General features: G+C 72.2%; 15 protein-coding genes and 1 tRNA gene. 13 read left to right on the top strand and 3 right to left on the bottom strand.

The annotated features are described in order from the left end of the window. The first annotated feature begins 80 nt into the window (after window positions 1-80). Entirely contained in the window at window positions 81-1,628 is a 1,548-nt protein-coding gene (locus tag ACWAUO_RS13170; RefSeq protein ID WP_460776040.1) for a PucR family transcriptional regulator, read from the top strand. Window positions 1,629-1,789: 161 nt separating this feature from the next. On the opposite strand, the gene ACWAUO_RS13165 is transcribed toward ACWAUO_RS13170, so the two are convergent. Continuing rightward, window positions 1,790-2,374, bottom strand: a complete 585-nt coding sequence (locus ACWAUO_RS13165) for a DnaJ family domain-containing protein (protein ID WP_460776039.1) — start codon at window positions 2,372-2,374, stop codon at window positions 1,790-1,792. A 136-nt stretch (window positions 2,375-2,510) separates the two neighbouring features. Between ACWAUO_RS13165 and ACWAUO_RS13160 the strand changes: the two genes are divergently transcribed. The 4 genes from ACWAUO_RS13160 to ACWAUO_RS13145 all read left to right on the top strand — a co-directional run bounded on the left by ACWAUO_RS13160 (window position 2,511) and on the right by ACWAUO_RS13145 (window position 7,883). Beyond that, on the top strand, window positions 2,511-4,103 hold the full coding sequence (locus ACWAUO_RS13160) for a xylulokinase (RefSeq protein ID WP_460776037.1): 1,593 nt from the start codon (window positions 2,511-2,513) through the stop codon (window positions 4,101-4,103). Between the two features lie 134 nt (window positions 4,104-4,237). Then, entirely contained in the window at window positions 4,238-5,245 is a 1,008-nt protein-coding gene (locus ACWAUO_RS13155; protein WP_460776036.1) for a LacI family DNA-binding transcriptional regulator, read from the top strand. A gap of 185 nt (window positions 5,246-5,430) precedes the next feature. Next, window positions 5,431-6,942, top strand: a complete 1,512-nt coding sequence (gene araA, locus ACWAUO_RS13150) for an L-arabinose isomerase (RefSeq protein ID WP_460776035.1) — start codon at window positions 5,431-5,433, stop codon at window positions 6,940-6,942. Continuing rightward, window positions 6,942-7,883 (top strand): aldose 1-epimerase family protein, encoded by a 942-nt coding sequence (locus ACWAUO_RS13145; protein ID WP_460776033.1) that lies wholly within the window; start codon window positions 6,942-6,944, stop codon window positions 7,881-7,883. Before araA ends, ACWAUO_RS13145 begins: the two co-directional genes overlap by 1 nt. Window positions 7,884-7,962: 79 nt before the next feature. Here ACWAUO_RS13145 and ACWAUO_RS13140 read toward each other — a convergent pair whose 3' ends face one another. Beyond that, complete coding sequence (locus ACWAUO_RS13140; RefSeq protein ID WP_460776032.1) at window positions 7,963-8,157, bottom strand: hypothetical protein; 195 nt, start codon at window positions 8,155-8,157, stop codon at window positions 7,963-7,965. A gap of 184 nt (window positions 8,158-8,341) precedes the next feature. On the opposite strand from ACWAUO_RS13140, the gene ACWAUO_RS13135 reads away from it, so the two are divergent. The 3 genes from ACWAUO_RS13135 to ACWAUO_RS13125 all read left to right on the top strand — a co-directional run bounded on the left by ACWAUO_RS13135 (window position 8,342) and on the right by ACWAUO_RS13125 (window position 9,689). Further along, window positions 8,342-8,773, top strand: a complete 432-nt coding sequence (locus ACWAUO_RS13135; RefSeq protein WP_460776031.1) for a DUF1905 domain-containing protein — start codon at window positions 8,342-8,344, stop codon at window positions 8,771-8,773. 125 nt (window positions 8,774-8,898) lie between these two features. Beyond that, a complete protein-coding gene (locus ACWAUO_RS13130) occupies window positions 8,899-9,540 on the top strand; it encodes an asparagine synthase (RefSeq protein WP_460776029.1) in 642 nt (213 codons plus the stop codon). Between the two features lie 76 nt (window positions 9,541-9,616). After that, window positions 9,617-9,689, top strand: a tRNA-Arg gene (locus ACWAUO_RS13125). Here the strand turns inward: ACWAUO_RS13125 and ACWAUO_RS13120 are convergent. Next, the gene (locus tag ACWAUO_RS13120) at window positions 9,655-9,918 is read right to left on the bottom strand and encodes a helix-turn-helix transcriptional regulator (RefSeq protein ID WP_460776028.1); all 264 of its coding nucleotides are present in this window, start codon (window positions 9,916-9,918) and stop codon (window positions 9,655-9,657) included. The genes ACWAUO_RS13125 and ACWAUO_RS13120 overlap by 35 nt on opposite strands. A 618-nt stretch (window positions 9,919-10,536) precedes the next feature. On the opposite strand from ACWAUO_RS13120, the gene ACWAUO_RS13115 reads away from it, so the two are divergent. The 5 genes from ACWAUO_RS13115 (at window position 10,537) to ACWAUO_RS13095 (ending at window position 16,138) form a co-directional block, all read left to right on the top strand. Beyond that, on the top strand, window positions 10,537-10,875 hold the full coding sequence (locus ACWAUO_RS13115; RefSeq protein WP_460776026.1) for a hypothetical protein: 339 nt from the start codon (window positions 10,537-10,539) through the stop codon (window positions 10,873-10,875). A gap of 95 nt (window positions 10,876-10,970) precedes the next feature. Further along, window positions 10,971-11,294: a hypothetical protein gene (locus ACWAUO_RS13110; RefSeq protein ID WP_460776025.1), complete on the top strand. Its 324-nt coding sequence runs from the start codon at window positions 10,971-10,973 to the stop codon at window positions 11,292-11,294. 77 nt (window positions 11,295-11,371) lie between these two features. Continuing rightward, a complete protein-coding gene (locus ACWAUO_RS13105; protein WP_460776023.1) occupies window positions 11,372-12,973 on the top strand; it encodes a hypothetical protein in 1,602 nt (533 codons plus the stop codon). Between the two features lie 232 nt (window positions 12,974-13,205). Next, the gene (locus ACWAUO_RS13100) at window positions 13,206-14,276 is read left to right on the top strand and encodes a hypothetical protein (RefSeq protein WP_460776022.1); all 1,071 of its coding nucleotides are present in this window, start codon (window positions 13,206-13,208) and stop codon (window positions 14,274-14,276) included. Between the two features lie 5 nt (window positions 14,277-14,281). Beyond that, the gene (locus ACWAUO_RS13095) at window positions 14,282-16,138 is read left to right on the top strand and encodes an HK97 family phage prohead protease (RefSeq protein WP_460776020.1); all 1,857 of its coding nucleotides are present in this window, start codon (window positions 14,282-14,284) and stop codon (window positions 16,136-16,138) included. Window positions 16,139-16,151 lie beyond the last annotated feature (13 nt).

Genomic DNA, 16,151 nt, shown 5'->3' with positions numbered 1-16,151 from the left:
GTATGCTGGCAACGGACAGAATGATCGGGGCCGGTGATACCGGTCGAAGCAAGCATCGCAGGGAAGCAGGGGGTGGTGCAGTGGCCGACCGTCCCGAATCCGGCATCGATCGGACAGATCGTCCGGCAGGCCCCGGACTCGTCGCGGGGCGCGTGCGCGACGTGCTCGCCATCGACGCCGTCCGCGCCGGGATGCCGGAGGTCGCGGCGGGCCGCGAGGGCCTGGACGCCCCGGTGCGGTGGGTGCACGCATCCGACAACCCCGACGTCGCGAGGCTGCTCGACGGCGGGGAGCTGCTGCTGACCACCGGCAGCGCCTGGCCGACCGACGACGCCGCCCTGGAGGCCCTCGTCGAACGGTTCGTGGCGGTGGGGATCGCCGGGATCGTGCTCGAGCTCGGCACCCGCTTCGCCCGGGTGCCGGAGGCGGTCGTCCGCACGGCCGACCGGCACGCGCTCGCCGTCGTGGCCCTGCACCGGGAGATCCGCTTCGTGGCGGTCACCGAGGCCGTCCACGCGCGCATCATCGCCGCGCAGACCACGGCGCTCGCCGCGCGTGACGACGTCCGCGAGCGCTTCACCGCCCTCGCCCTGCGCGGCGCGCCCACCGACCATGTCGTCCGGCAGGCGTCGCAGACGCTCGGTAGCGGCGTGGTGCTCGAGAACCTCGCGCACGAGGTCGTCGTGGCCGCCTTCGCCGACGTCGAGGAGGAGGCCGCCCTCGTGGGCTGGATCGAACGGTCCCGTCTCGACCGCGACGACCTGCTGCGGGTGCCGGTCGAAGCGCGCGGATCGCGCTGGGGCCGTCTCATCGCCCTGCCCGGCCCCGAGCATCCCGCCGGTCGCCGGAGCGTCCTCGAGCAGGCCGCGATCGCGCTCGCGATCGGCCGGCTCGCCGAGGGCGGCACCGCCGAGTGGGACCGGTTCGGCTCGGCCCGGATGCTGCACACGCTCCTCGACGGCAGGTTCGCGCACGAGACCGCCGTCACCGCCCGCCTCGAGGCCGCCGGCTTCCCGGTGCGGGGGCGCGTGCTGGTCGGGCTCGCGCTGCGCGGCGGCGGCGACGCATCGGCGATCGGTGCCGCCCTGCCTCCGGGTGCCCGCGTGCTCGTCGCGGCGCGAGGCCGGGTGACCGGCGTGCTGGCTTCGCTGCCGGCGGGGACGAGGGTCGACGACGCGGCGGCCGAACGCCTGCTCGCGGTCGCCGGTCGCGGCGGCGTCGTCGCGATCGGTCACGACGCGCACGCCGTCGACGCCGCGCTCGGCTCGGTCCGCGAGGCCGTGGCGCTCGCCGAGGGCAGCGGCGCCGGCGTGCTCCGCGCCGAGGACCGGCCGCTCGCCCGCCTCATCGGCGAGCTCTCCGGGGACCACCGTCTCCTCGCACACGGCGAACGGATGCTGGCGCCGCTCCTCGCGCACGACCTACGCAAGGACGGCGACCTGCTCGACGTGCTCGAGGCGATGCTCGCCCACCCGGGCAACCGCACCGCGGCGGCCGCCGCATCCCACCTGTCCCGGTCGGTGTTCTACCAGCGGCTGGAGCGCATCGAGCAGCTGCTGGGCGTCGACCTCGACGACGGTGAGACGCAGACGGCGCTGCACCTCGCGGTGCTCTCCCGGCGGCGCTGAGCCGGCGCGCTCGGCCGGGTGCGCGTGCCGGGGAACGGGCCGGCTGCGCGCAAAACTCAGGACGGATCGCCCCGACGGCGGTGTGCAACCGGTTGCCGCGGCCGGTGGCGCCAGATGTCCGGAGTTCTGAACACGGGACGTGCGGGGGCGGGCGGGTCATGTCAGCCGCGCCGCCGCCACCAGGGCCGGCGGCGGCGCTCGGCGGCCTCCGCCTCGGCCGCGGCGCGCCTGGCCTCGTCGCGGGCGGCCCGGCGCGCACGCCACGCGTCGAGCTCGGCCTCGACGTCGCGCAGCGGCGTCACCACCGGGGGACCGCCGAGCAGCTGCCGGCGTGCCTCGCGCACCCGCAGGTTGAAGTCCTCGAGCACCTCGCGCACCTCGGCCTCCCGCGGGATCGCGTCGAGCCGCGCGTCCAGCTCGCGGTCCTCGGTGCGCAGCGTGATGGCCGGGGGCCCGAGCCCGCGCAACTGCTCGCGCTCGATCTTGCGGCGGATCCACCAGTCCGGGTCGTAGCGGTCGCCCAGCCCCTCGAGCGGCTTCCCGGCACCGGGGAGGTCGTCGAACTCGCCGCGGCGGATCGCCTGCTGGATCGAGACCTCGACGAAGGCCGCACGCTCGGCCGCGGTCGAGCCGCGTGACGGACCCTCGGATGCTGCCGCCTCGGCCTCGGCCTCGGCCTCGGCGTCCGGGCCGAGGTCCTTCCGCATCCGGTACCGGGCGGCCGCGAGCCGCGGATCCTCCGACACGGTCCACTCCCTCCCACTGCGTTTCCAGTCCACCACGCACGCGGGTGCCGAAGGCTCGTTGTGACCGGTAACATCGGAGCGATGCGCGCACCGGTGCGCATCCACGGCACGCGATCCAGCCGGACGGAGTTCACAGATGAGCCAGCACACCGACCACACCGACGTCATCGCCGCGGGGGCGACGGCCCTCGGCATCGAGCTCGGCTCGACCCGCATCAAGGCGTGCCTGGTCCGCGCCGACGACCCCTCCGTCGTGCTCGCGACCGGCGCGCACGAATGGGAGAACGAGTTCGTCGACCGGGTGTGGACCTACTCGCTCGACGCGGTCGAGACGGGCGTGCAGGCCGCGTACGCGGCGCTCCGCGCCGAGGTCGCCCGCATCCACGGGGTCGAGCTCGCCTCCGTCGGCGCAGTCGGCGTCTCCGCCATGATGCACGGCTACCTCGCCTTCGACGCCGACGGCGGACTGCTCGTGCCGTTCCGCACGTGGCGCAACACCTCGACGGGCGCGGCCGCAGCGGAGCTCACCGATCTGTTCGGCGTGAACATCCCCCTGCGCTGGTCGATCGCGCACTACCGCCAGGCCGTCCTCGACGCCGAGCCGCACGTGCCCGCGGTGCGCTCCCTCACGACCCTCGCCGGGTACGTCCACTGGCGTCTGACCGGGGAGCGCGTGCTCGGCGTCGGCGACGCATCCGGCATGTTCCCCATCGACTCCGCGACCGGCGACTACGACGCCGACCTCATCGCCAGGTTCGACAGCCTGGCGGGCGGTGCCGACCGCATCCGCGACCTCCTCCCGGCCGTGCTGCCAGCCGGCGCCGACGCCGGTTCGCTCACCGCCGAAGGCGCGGCGTTCCTCGACCCGACGGGATCGCTCGCCGCCGGTGCGCCGGTCTGTCCGCCCGAGGGCGACGCCGGCACCGGCATGGTCGCCACCAACGCCGTCGCGCCGCGCACCGGCAACGTCAGCGCCGGTACGAGCATCTTCGCGATGGTCGTGCTCGAGCGCGGCCTGTCGCGCGTGCACGAGGAACTCGACCTCGTCACCACCCCGGCCGGCGACCCGGTCGCGATGGTGCACTGCAACAACGGCGCGAGCGAGCTGTCGGCGTGGGTCGGCCTGTTCGGCGCCTTCGCGGCGGCGGCCGGCACGCCCCTCGACGCGGATGCGGTGTTCGGCACCCTGTTCGCGCAGGCGCTCGAGGGCGAGACCGACGCCGGTGGCGTGCTCGCCTACAACCACCTGGCGGGGGAGCCGATCGCCGGCCTGTCCGAGGGGCGCCCGCTCGTCATCCGCACGCCCGACAGCCGCCTCACGCTGCCGAACTTCATGCGCGCCCAGATCTACGGCGTCTTCGGCACCCTGAGCCTCGGGATGCGGGTGCTCGCCGAGGAGGGCGTCGCCCTCGACGCGATGTATGCCCACGGTGGCATGTTCCGCACCGCGGGTGTCGCGCAGCGGATGCTCGCGGCCGCCATCGACGCGCCGGTGGCCGTCGCCGCGACCGCCGGCGAGGGCGGCGCATGGGGTATGGCGGTGCTCGCCGCGTTCCGCACGCAGGGCGCGGGTCGCGACCTGGCCGCGTACCTGCGAGACGCGGTGTTCGCGGGCGCGGACTTCAGCGTCGTCGCGCCGGATGCGGACGACGTCGCCGGCTACGACCGCTACCTGGAGCGCTACCGCGCGGGCCTCGCCGCCGAGGCCGCCGCGGTGACCGCGCTCTGACACGGCCGTGACCCCCGCCGAGTGCGCACCCGTTTCGCGAACGAGCATCCGATCGGGTGCGCACTCGCGGAACGGATGCGCACTCGCGGAACGGGACGCGGCGCGCATGCCCGGATGCGGGCAGGATTGAGGGGATGAACGTCATGGGGGACACACCGTCGCGGGTCGGCGTCCGGCAGGTGGCCGAGCGCGCCGGCGTGTCGACGCAGACGGTGTCCCGCGTGCTGAACGGTCACCCGAACATCCGCGAGGAGACCCGTCGCCGCGTCCTCGAGGCGATGGCCGAGCTCGACTACCGCGTGAACAACGCCGCACGCGCCCTCGGCACCCGCTCGAGCCGCACGCTCGGGGTCATCGCCTCCGAGGCGTCGCTGTACGGTCCGGCCGCCGCGATCACCGAGCTCGAGAATGCCGCCCGCGAGGCCGGGCGCTGGATCGTCACGGCCTACACGGATGCGGAGGACCCCGCATCCGTGCGTCAGGCGGTCGACCACCTGCTCGGGCAGGGCGTCGACGGGATCGTGCTCGTCGCCCTGCACGAACGGGCGCGTGACACGGTGGCCGAGCGCGCCGCCGGGGTGCGGGTGCTGGCGTTCCACGACGACGCGGGGCTCGCCGCGCAGGGCGAGGCGGCCCAGCTCGTCGTCGACCACCTCGTCGCCGCCGGGCACCGCCGCATCGCCCGCGTCGGGGGGCCGCCGGCATGGCTCGAGGAACGGGCGCGTGCCGCCGGGCACGCCGACGCGCTGCGGTCGCACGGGCTCGCCCCGGCGGGCGAGTGGCGCGGCGACTGGTCGGCCGCATCCGGATCCGCCGTGGCGGCGCGGATCGCCGGCGCGGTCGCGGCGGGCGATGGCCCTACCGCGCTCGTCGTCGCGAACGACCAGATGGCGCTCGGGGTCATCGCCGGCCTCGACGCCGCGGGACTGTCGGTGCCGGCCGACATGAGCGTCGTCGGGTTCGACGACAACCCGGATGCGGCGTACTACCGCCCCGCCCTGACGACCGTCCGCGTCGACCTCGCCGGCCAGGCGCGTCGCTGCGTCGCCGCCGCGCTCGACGTCCCGGTGCCGGACGCCGAGACCCTGGACGTCGCGCCCGTGCTCCTCGTCCGCGCCTCCACCGCCCCGCTCGCACGCTGACCCACGGCTCATCCGCCGCAAATGCAGGGTCTTGGCCAGCGGCACCCTGCATTCGCGACGGATGAACGCGCCGTGACGTGTGCGGCGGCGCGGCGACGACGCACGGCAGCGGGTGGCGGCACGCGATTGTGACCGGTAACATTTCCGGATGGCGCGCGGTCGCGCCACGAGACAAGGAGTCGTCCATGAGCCGCACCCCCCTGACCACCTCCCTGGACGCCTACGAGATCTGGTTCGTCACCGGCAGCCAGAACCTCTACGGCGAGGAGACCCTCCGCCAGGTCGCCGAGCAGTCGCAGCAGGTCGTCGCCGGCCTCGCGGGCCTGCCCGTCAAGGTCGTCTGGAAGCCCGTGCTCAAGGACGCCGACAGCATCCGCCGCCTGGCCCTCGACGTGAACGCCCGCGACGAGGTCATCGGCGTCATCGCCTGGATGCACACCTTCAGCCCCGCGAAGATGTGGATCTCCGGCCTCGACGCCCTCCGCAAGCCCCTCCTGCACCTGCACACGCAGGCGAACGTCGAGCTGCCCTGGGCCGAGATCGACTTCGACTTCATGAACCTCAACCAGGCCGCGCACGGCGACCGCGAGTTCGGCTACATCCAGTCGCGCCTCGGCGTCGCCCGCAAGACCGTCGTCGGCCACGTCTCGAACCCGGCCGTGCTCGCGAAGATCGAGGACTGGCAGCGCGCCGCCGCCGGCTGGGCCGCGGTCCGCAGCCTCAAGCTCGCCCGCTTCGGCGACAACATGCGCTACGTCGCGGTCACCGAGGGCGACAAGACCGAGGCCGAGCTCCGCTTCGGCGTCCAGGTGAACACCTGGGGCGTCAACGAGCTGGCGGATGCGGTCGCCGCCGCATCCGAGTCGGACGTCGATGCGCTCGTCGCCGAGTACGAGGAGCTGTACGACGTCGTGCCCGAGCTGCGCAAGGGCGGCGAGCGGCACCAGTCGCTCCGCGACGGCGCGGCGATCGAGCTGGGCCTGCGCTCCTTCCTCGAGGAGGGCGGCTTCGGCGCCTTCACCACGAGCTTCGAGGACCTCGGCGCCCTCAAGCAGCTGCCCGGCCTGGCAGTGCAGCGACTCATGGCCGAGGGCTACGGCTTCGGCGCCGAGGGCGACTGGAAGACCGCGATCCTCGTCCGCGTCGCCAACGTCATGGGTGCGGGCCTCCCCGGGGGCGCGAGCCTCATGGAGGACTACACCTACGACCTCGTCGCCGGCGACGAGAAGATCCTCGGCGCCCACATGCTCGAGGTCTCGCCCTCGCTCACGACCGCGAAGCCCCGCCTGGAGATCCACGAGCTCGGCATCGGCGGCAAGGAGGACCCGGTGCGCCTGGTCTTCACCGCAGACGCAGGTTCCGCGCTGGTCGTCGCCATGAGCGACATGCGCGACCGCTTCCGCCTCGTCGCAAACGTCGTCGAGAACGTCGACGCCCCCGACCTGCCGAACCTGCCGGTCGGCCGTGCGGTCTGGAAGCCCGCCCCCGACTTCGCCACCTCGGCCGCCTGCTGGCTCGAGGCCGGCGCGGCGCACCACACCGTCATGACGACGGCCGTGGGCATCGAGGTCTTCCGCGACTTCGCCGACATCGCCGGCACCGAGCTGCTCGTCATCGACGAGGACACCACGGTCCGCGGCTTCCGGCAGGAGCTCCGCTGGAACCAGGCGTACTACCGCCTCGCGCAGGGCCTCTGATGGGCACCCCGCTCTCCGGGACGCAGCACCTGCTGCGGGCCGGCGCCTACGAGGCGTCGGTCGCGAGCGTGGGGGCGACCCTGCGCACGCTCTGCCACGACGGGCGCGAGCTGGTCGTCGGCTTCGAGGCGGATGCGGTGCGCCCCGCGTACCGGGGGGTGACCCTGGCCCCGTGGCCCAACCGGGTGGTCGACGGCGTGTACGGCTTCGGCGGTGCCGAGCACCGGCTCGCGCTGACCGAGCCCGACCGCGGGCACGCCCTGCACGGGCTCGCGGTCTGGCTCGACTGGGAGACCGTCGACAAGGGGTCCGATCATGTCGAGCTCGCCGCCGTGATCGAGGCGCAGGCCGGGTACCCGTGGCGGGTGCGCGTGTCGACGCGGTTCTTCCTCGGGCAGGACGGACTGACCCAGACGGTCCGCGCGGAGAACCTCGGCGCGGAGCCCGCACCGTTCGGCACCGGCCCGCACCCGTACCTCGTGGCCGGGCCCGCGCCGCTGGACGAGTGGACGCTGGAACTCCCGGCGTCGCAGGTGCTGCACGTGACCGACGACCGGCTCGCGCCCACGTCGCTCGCCGCGGTGGACGCGGACGACCCGGCGCGCTTCGACTACCGCGCGGCCCGACCGATCGGCGCCGCCGAGATCGACCACGCCTACACCGACCTCGCCCGCGGCGACGACGGACGAGCCGTCGTGCGTGTCGTCGACCCGTCCGGCACGGGTGTGGAACTCAGCTGGGACGAGCGGTGCGGGTGGGTGCAGATCCACACCGCCGATCTCCCCGGCGGCGGGGAGGGGAACCGGGCGGGCCTCGCCGTCGAACCCATGACCTGCGCGCCCGACGCGTTCAACGACGCGCGCTACCCGTTCGAGACGGGGCTGCTCGTCATCGAGCCGGGCGCCGCCGTCGAGGCGTCCTGGCGCATCGCCGCGATCTGAGTCGTCGCGCGACGCGCGGCGGACACGGCAAAGGGCCCCGGGAAATCCATCCGGGGCCCTTCGGTTCGTCGGCGGGACGTCAGTCCCGCAGGTTCTCCTTGATGTCGTTCCGCTTCTCGACCCGGTCGCGGTCCGCCTCGGCCTTGCGCACCTCGGCGTCGGCCTTGGCCTCGTCGACCCGGTCGCCGATGCGGTCCTTCGTGTCCTCGAAGCCCTCCTTGACCTTTCGGCCGGCGGTCTCCGCGACATCCTTCGCGTCATCCATGAAACCCATGTCCTGCTCCTTTCGCTGAAGCCGAACGCGTCCGTCCGGGGGAGCGGGACGCGTCACGACGACGCTACGTCGGCCGGTTTCGTCGGGGGTCGGGGTTGCGCCGCGGACGCCCCCTCGCTAGTCGCGGCGCACCCCGCATCCCGGAGGGGTCGACGGCGTCGCCGTCGATCGTCATACTCGCTGCATGCGCTATGAGACCACGCTCCACCAGGTCGGCAACAACACCGGCATCGAGGTGCCGGACGAGGTCATCGCGGCGCTCGGCGGCGGCAGGCGTCCGCCGGTCTCGGTCGTGGTGAACGGCTACGCGTTCCGCAGCACGGTCGGGGTCATGGCCGGCCGGTCGCTCATCCCCTTCAGTGCCGACAAGCGCGCCGAGACCGGCTTGCGCGGCGGCGACGCGATCACGGTCGACGTCGTGCTCGACACCGCCCCGCGCCGGGTCGAGGTGCCCGCCGACCTCGCGGCCGCCCTCGCGATCGCCGGCGTCCGCGAGGCCTTCGACGAGCTTCCGCCGAGCGGACGGAAGGCGCACGTCGTGGCGGTCGAAGGGGCCAAGGCCGCGGCCACCCGTGCGCGCCGCATCGAGGGGATCGTCGCGAAGCTCGGCGGGTGAACCGGACGACGGCCGCCGGCGTCCGAGCCGGGTCCGGTGCGGACCCGGGGCGCACCCCGCCCGAAGGATGGGAATCGCCCGGGGCCGCGTCGGAGCGGGCGCGTAGAGTCGGAGGAGGGGGTGCAGTGGCTGCGAAGGATCACCGTGACGACCGCGAGGGCGATGCCCGCGGTCGCGCGAAGCGACCCAAACTCGACGAGATCGTCGCGGAGGGCGTCTACATCGCCGCCGCGGCGACCCGGCTCGCGCTGAAGAACCGCATCCTCGTGCACATCCTCGCCGACGGCGAGGGCTTCGAGGCCGACGCCTTCCTCCCCGATGCGAAGGAGACCCTGCTGACGCTCGCCGCGGAGGCGGACCAGGATGCGGCGCGGGCCGAGCGCGAACGCCGGCTCGCGCGGCGGCGCCACAGCGACTCCGACGGTACGCACGACTACCGCAGCCGCGACGTGCGCAACCTGCGCCGACGGCGCAAGCAGTCCGAGCGGACCGCCGCCGAGCTCCGCCGCCGGGCGGACGACCCGGAGGAGTTGCGCACGCTCGTCGAGGCGGCGCGCGAGGCGGCGTGGGCCGAGGTGGCGCGCAACATCGACAGCACGCTGAAGATCGAAGCCGCCCGTCCCGACCTCGAGCCCGACTACGACCGGATGCGCGCTGCCCGCATCCAGAGCCTCGTGCTGGTCGACCTGCCGCGCCTCGCGGCCCACCGCCGACGCGTGAAGCAGGCGACCGCGTCGGCGGACGACGCGCCCGGGGAACCCGCCTGACGGGCTCGATTTCGTGCCTCGCGACTGCTGGGGTATTCTTTTCGAGTTGGTTCGCCGGAGACGGCAGCCCACGGATGCGCCTGTAGCTCAATGGATAGAGCATCTGACTACGGATCAGAAGGTTAGGGGTTCGAGTCCCTTCAGGCGCGCAGCAGACAACAGCGCCCCGATCATCAGGTCGGGGCGCTGTTTCGTTGCGTCACACCACAGGATGAACTGCGTCACCGACGGCTCACCCTTGCCACGCTCCCACGCCGAGACGGTCGCATGCGACACGCCCACCGCCTCGCCCATCTCACGGGTCGACAATCCCCGCGCGCCGCGCGTAGCGCGCAGCCACTCTGGCACCGTCTCCGCTGGTATCTCGATCATCGTCATGTCGACATGCTACGTGGAAGAAAAACGCGACACGCCGTAACCAATTAGGACGAATGGCTTACGTTCTGGTCTTCTGTCCGCATGGAAAGAATTCATGACGCGCGGAAGGGGCGCCCGCCACCATGTCCCCGCGCTGACGAGGCGCGGGGACAACTGAACAGGCGGGCAGCAGCGCCACACCACACGGCATCAGCGCCGGGACACGCGGGGGACGGCCGCGAAATCGAACACTCGTCGACCCGAGGAGAACGGGGGCGCGGTAAGTGGTACGACCGGGCGCGCCACCCCAGACGGACACCCGCTCTCCACACGCCTGTCAGTAGCTGGATCGAGAGACCAGCCCACGAACGACCGACGCCTGGCTCCGCCAAGTAACGCCGTTCCGTGGTCCCTTCCGTTCGCGGAGGGGGCCACTACTCCCTCAACCGTTCACCACCAAGTAAGGCAGCACGAAGTGCCGCACGAACACGCATTCGACCCCGTCTCCGGATGGTGCACCCGAGCACGGTGCGGACTACGCGACGACGGACGGCTCATCGACCTACAGACCGCACGGCCCTCGCGACCGCTCCGAGTCTTCCGCGAAGGCGCACCGACCACCACCGAGGAACCCACGACATGACAGACATCACTCGCCACCAGCCGCCCGTCGAGGTAGGACGTACCCGCCGCCCGACGACCGCGCAAATCATGGCGACGCGGGCGCTCTCCGACCTCGTCGACCTCGCCCGAGTCCAAGCCCGACGCGCCGCGTTCCTCGACCGACCCAACGCCGTCCGGCAACTCGAAGGCATCGGGACCACACTCGACCGCGCACGAACCCGACTCATCGAAGACGGCGAGCACTACATCGACGAGGCCCACGCCTTTGCCCTCGCCGGCCTCCGAGCGCTCACCGCATGGGGCGCGTATGTCGACCGCCACATGGAACAGGAGCTTGAACGTGCTCGCCCCTGACACCATCCCGCCCGTGTTCGCCGTGCCCGCCGCCATCGGCGCCCTCGTCGCATGGCTCTACCTCGAATGGAAGGCCCGCCGTCACGGCTGATCCCATGTCCGCGAAGCACACCGACCCCGAGTACATCGCCAACGCCCGCCTCGTCCGGCAGCAGGTCCGGCGCATGTGGAAGTACGGCGAGGAGGTCCGGTGCTGGCGACGCGGCGAGGTCATCGAGCCGGGGTCACCGTTCGATGTCGGCCACCTCGACCCCGACGGCGGCCACGCCCGCGGCAACCTCGCGCCCGAGTGCATCAGGTGCAATCGATCCGAAGGCGGGCGCCGAGGCGCAGCCCTCACCAACGCCCGACGCGGCGCTCGACGACCAGCGCCGGCACCCGCGCCGCGGCCCGACCGCTCGCGGCTTCCGCCCTGGTGAGGCGTTCTTTTTACAGATCGTGCCAACCCCCGCCTTCGGCTCCAACAGCAGCCCCTCCCCCTGAACGACAGGACACCATGACCACCACCCCGACGCTCGACGACCTCCAGGACGAGGCGACGTGGCTGGAGTGGCGCGCACGCGCCGAGGCCGTGCCGGCGCTCCGCATCACCGACATGGTCACGACCGAGGACACCCGCCGCGAGTTCCTCACCGGCGCGCGCATCCTCCGCCTCGACAAGCTCGTCCGCGCGGGCGACGGAGGCACCGGCCCGTCGCCGATCCAGCTGGTGGTCGCCGACGTGCTGAACGCCGGCCACAAGATCAACGCCATCCTGGAGCCTCGACGCACCACCAAGACCACCAGCTGCCAGGCCGTGCTCCTCGGTCGCTGCGCGCTGCGCCCGAACTACCAGGCCGCGTGGACCATGCTCACGACCGGCCAGTCGGCCGGCCAGCGCTTCCGCGAGGACATCGCCGACGGCATCCCCTACCTCGACGGCGACCTCGCCGGCTCGATGAAAGTCAACGTCGGCAAGGGCACCGAGCACATCTACTGGCCCGAGACCGGGTCACGGATGCGCGTGCTCACCCCGAAGGGCGCGAGCTTCCGAGGCGGCGGGTTCGACGCCATCTTCGCCGACGAGGGCGGCGAGGCCGACCCCGACATGTCCGACGACATCATGCAGGGCGCCCTCCCGACGATGGACACCAAGATCGGCGCCCAGTTCATCGTCGCCGGCACCCCCGCCAAGTTCCGTACCGGCAACATCCTGTGGGAGCAGCTGAACAACCCGCGCGCCGGCGTGCTCTGGCACGGCATCCCCGAGACCGTCGCACCCGAGCACCTCGCCGACTGGGAGCCGACGCCCGAGCACCCCGCGGCCCGGATGCGGGAACTCATCGAACTCGCGCACCCCGGCGTCGGATACACCACGCCCATCGAGGCCATCGGCGAGCACTTCGAGGCGTTCCCTCGTGAGAAGTTCCTCCGCGAGTACGGCGGCCTGTTCGGCATCGAGGGCGCCGCCGACCGCATCATCCCCGCCGGCCAGTGGCAGCGCGCCCGCACCTCCGAGCCGTTCCCCGACCTGCCCGACCGGTTCGCCGCCGCGTTCAAGGTCCACCACCTCGGGCACGCCGCATCCCTCGCCATCGCGTGGGAATACGAAGAACCGGCCGACCTCGTCACCGAAGCCCTTGAACTCGACGGCATCACCGAGCGTCCGAAGCGCCGCGCGGTCGCGCTCTGGTGGCACCAGCACGGGACCACGAACGTCGACCGCGAAGTGCTCCAGCGCATCCGCCGCACCCGCGCGACGCTCTGGTACGACAAGCGCGGGTACACCGAGGACATAGTCGAGAAGCGCGTCGCGACCGCGTCGCCGCGCCCGACCGTGAAACCCACACGCCCCGGCGACATCCCCCTGTCGACCGTGGCGATGCTCCGCGCGCTGGAGGACGGAACCCTCGTCGTGTTCGACCACCCCGAGCTAGAGCGCGCCGCGCAGGTAGCCACCCGGCGTGCGTTCGGCCTCCACGGGACGTTCGCGTTCGGCGCTCCGAAGTCCGACCCCGAGGCCGACGTGACCCCGCTCGAAGCCGCCGCGCTCGCCCTGCACTTCCTCGACCAGGCACCCCAGAAGCTCGACCCGACGACCGCTGTGGAGTTCGCATGATTCACCACGACATCTCTGCCCGCTCCGTCGTCACGACGTGCGACGACTGCCCCTACTGGCGCGCGTTCTCTTTCGACCATGACGAGGCCCGCCGGCGCGGCGCGAACCACCTCATCTCCGTTCACGACGTAGAGCCGTCGAGAGCGCGCGAAGCAGAGCGCAAAGCCGCGACACGCCGCGCGCGGAAGGTGAATCCCGCCTAGTGGCGGTGATTCTTCGGAGCATCTCCGCCGTGGGTATCTTCTCGAAGCGCATCGACCGTCACTACGGCGCCGCGCCGTCCGTCGCCCTCGCCTCGCCGTGGGCGCCGGACACCGACGCCCTGCAGTCATGGGCCATCGACGACGCCCTCCGCGGCGCGCTCAGCGAACACTCCGAACTCATGACGCGCGACCTCGCGCTCCGCATCCCCGCCGTCAAGCGCGCGCACGCGCTCCACGTCGGACAGTTCGCCCGCATCCCCCTCGTCCAGATGAACGACGCGACCCCGACACCCGAACAGCCGAAGTGGCTCACGAACTCGGCGTCCGGCGTATCCCCGTACCACCGCATGTACGGCGTTGGCTCCGACCTGTTCTTCTACGGCTGGGCACTCCTCGGATTCACGAAGGACCGCACCGACTGCATGCACGTCCCGTGGGGCATGTGGGAGGTCGACGAAGACCTCCGCATCACCATCGACGCGCAGATCGACACGAAGTACCACGCGACCCCCGTCGCGATCCCCGCCGGCTACGGCGACAACGGCATCCTCATCGACGGCATCGACACGCTCCGCGAGGCCCGCGCCATCGAACGCGCCTACATGGACCGCCTCGACAACCCCGTCCCGCTCACCATCCTCAGCGTCGACCAAGCCGTCTGGGAAACGTGGTCATCCACGGAGCGCGACGAGTTCCGCAAGAAGTGGATCGCCAACCGCTCCGCCGCCGGCGGCGCCACCGCAATGAAGCCCGACAGCATCACCGTCGAGATGCCCGGACAGATCGCCGTCGACCTCTACGAGTCCGGCCGCAACGCCGTCCGCCTCGACATCGCCAACCACACCAGCACACCGGCGAGTCTCCTCGAAGGCACCCGGCAGGCCGGCGGCGGCGGCACCGAAATCCGCTACAGCGGCGTGCAGAACGGCGCCAACCGCTCCGAGCTTTGGGACTACGGCAAGGCCCGCGACTTCCTCCACGCCGTCGAAGCCCGCCTTTCCCTCGACGACGTATGCGACCCCGGCCTCTCCATCCGCGGCGACATCTCCAATTTCGTCACCGTGCCCACCCCTCCCATGAACCCCACCAGCGAGGACTGACCCCCATGACCATCGAGAACGTCACCATCGAGGGCGGACACGTCCTCGCCAACCTCGAAGACCGCACCATCACCGGCCGGCTCATCCCGTACGGCGAGGAGGGCCGCACGAACGTCGGCCGCTTCATCGTCGAAGCCGGCGCCATCGACCTCCCTGCCGACCCGTCCGTCGTCACCCTCAACGTCGACCACGACCGCACCAACCCCGTCGGCCGCGCGACCCGCCTCTGGGAACAGCCCGACGGCGTCTACGCATCCTGGTCCATCGCCAACACCCCCGAGGGCGACCAGGCACTCGCGGAAGCGACCACCGGCTCCCGCCGCTGCCTGTCCGGCGAGTTCGGCCCCGCCGTCATCAAGGCCGGAAAGCTCCTCGCCGGGCACGCGAAGCTCTGGGGTTCCGCCATCGTCCCCAAGGGCGCATTCCCTTCCGCGATGGTGCTCGCCGCCGACACCCTCGACGAGGAAGTCGAGGAGGTCGTCGAGGAGGCCGCGCTCGACCCCGACGAGGAGGGCAACCTCGCCGCCCTGTCCACCACGCTGCCCGAGGTCGTGACCGTCGTCACGCCCGACGGCGAGACCGCCATCTACACCCCCGAGGCCGCCCCGGCCGAGGAATCCATCGAAGGAGAAATTGTGACCGCTTCCCGCGCCGGGGCCGTCCCCGCCCACCTGTCCGGCCGACTGCCCGCCGCCCGCACCGAGCAGCGTCCCTCGAGCTACCGGCAGGTGCTCGCCGCCATCGCGACGCTCAAGACCAACCCCCACGACCGCGACGCCGAGCACGTCCTCGCCGCGCTGACCGACATCAAGATCAGCGGCAACGGCGCCCTCCCCGCGTCCGGTGTGCTCCGCGAGAACTGGCTCGGCCAGCTCTACCAGGGCGAGGTGTACGACCGCGAGTACATCACCCTCGGCAAGCTCGGCACCGACATCACCGCCCAGGGAAAGAAGGGGTTCACCGTCCACCGCGGCACATCCGGCTCCCCGATTGCCGGACCCCAGGGCATCCCGAACGGCGGCACCTGGGCCGGCAACAAGACCGAGATCAACTCCTACGCGGGCCGCACCGCGACCAAGGAGTCGACGCTCCGCCGGTTCGCCGTCGGCCACGACATCGCCCGCGAGTTCTACGACCTGCCCGGCGGCGAGGAGGTCGTCGAGGCGTTCCTCCGCCTCGTCGTCGAGGACTACCTCTACTGGTCCGACGCCGCCGCGCTCTGGGACTGGAACACCGCCGCCGGCGCCCCCATCGCCCCGGCGAGCTACCCGACCGAGTACCCCGCCGCGCTCGGCCAGCTGATCCAGGGCATCCTCGCCGTCAAGAAGCGCAAGACGGACCAGCGGAAGGACATCCCCACCTTCGCCATCGTGAACGACCTCGCCTACGAATCGCTCATGTACGCGGCCGGCGGCGACCAGAACCTCCCCGCGTTCGTCAACCTCGCCATCTCCACCGCGAGCAACGGGACCGTGGACGGCAACGTCCAGGTCGTGCAGGGCGACACCGGCATCACCGGCAGCGCCTCGACCATCGTCGGCGCCGGCCGCGCTATCGAGTTCGACGAACTCGCCGGCGGGCCGCTGCACATCAACGCTCTCGAACTCGTCAAGGGTGGCATCGACCGCGCCACGCACGGCTACCTCCAGACCTTCGAGGCACGCCCCGAGGCTGTCGTCCGCATCGGCGCCCCGGACTCCCGTGCGAACGAGACGGCGGTCCCCGCCGGCGCCATCATCAAGGCGTCCACGACCGTCTACCGGGTCACGGTCGCCGGCACCACCGGCTCCTCCGCCCCGTCCGCCCCGGCCGTCGGCTCCACCGTCGCCGACGGCACCGCGACCCTCCTCCGCCTCGCCTGAGACTCGGGAGCGT

Source organism: Microbacterium sp. GXF7504 (assembly GCF_054798235.1).
The sequence above is the reverse complement of the archived record's forward strand: the minus strand, read 5'-3'. Positions and strand labels throughout refer to the sequence as shown.

Bases quoted from the DNA above. Each gene is read 5' to 3' on its own strand.
- ACWAUO_RS13135 (WP_460776031.1), top strand. From the start codon at position 8,342: ATGCGCTATGAGACCACGCTCCACCAGGTCGGCAACAACACCGGCATC.
- ACWAUO_RS13155 (WP_460776036.1), top strand. From the start codon at position 4,238: ATGAACGTCATGGGGGACACACCGTCGCGGGTCGGCGTCCGGCAGGTG.
- ACWAUO_RS13115 (WP_460776026.1), top strand. From the start codon at position 10,537: ATGACAGACATCACTCGCCACCAGCCGCCCGTCGAGGTAGGACGTACC.
- ACWAUO_RS13120 (WP_460776028.1), bottom strand. From the start codon at position 9,918: ATGACGATGATCGAGATACCAGCGGAGACGGTGCCAGAGTGGCTGCGC.
- ACWAUO_RS13140 (WP_460776032.1), bottom strand. From the start codon at position 8,157: ATGGGTTTCATGGATGACGCGAAGGATGTCGCGGAGACCGCCGGCCGA.
- ACWAUO_RS13145 (WP_460776033.1), top strand. From the start codon at position 6,942: ATGGGCACCCCGCTCTCCGGGACGCAGCACCTGCTGCGGGCCGGCGCC.
- ACWAUO_RS13110 (WP_460776025.1), top strand. From the start codon at position 10,971: ATGTCCGCGAAGCACACCGACCCCGAGTACATCGCCAACGCCCGCCTC.
- ACWAUO_RS13095 (WP_460776020.1), top strand. From the start codon at position 14,282: ATGACCATCGAGAACGTCACCATCGAGGGCGGACACGTCCTCGCCAAC.
- araA (WP_460776035.1), top strand. From the start codon at position 5,431: ATGAGCCGCACCCCCCTGACCACCTCCCTGGACGCCTACGAGATCTGG.
- ACWAUO_RS13105 (WP_460776023.1), top strand. From the start codon at position 11,372: ATGACCACCACCCCGACGCTCGACGACCTCCAGGACGAGGCGACGTGG.
- ACWAUO_RS13160 (WP_460776037.1), top strand. From the start codon at position 2,511: ATGAGCCAGCACACCGACCACACCGACGTCATCGCCGCGGGGGCGACG.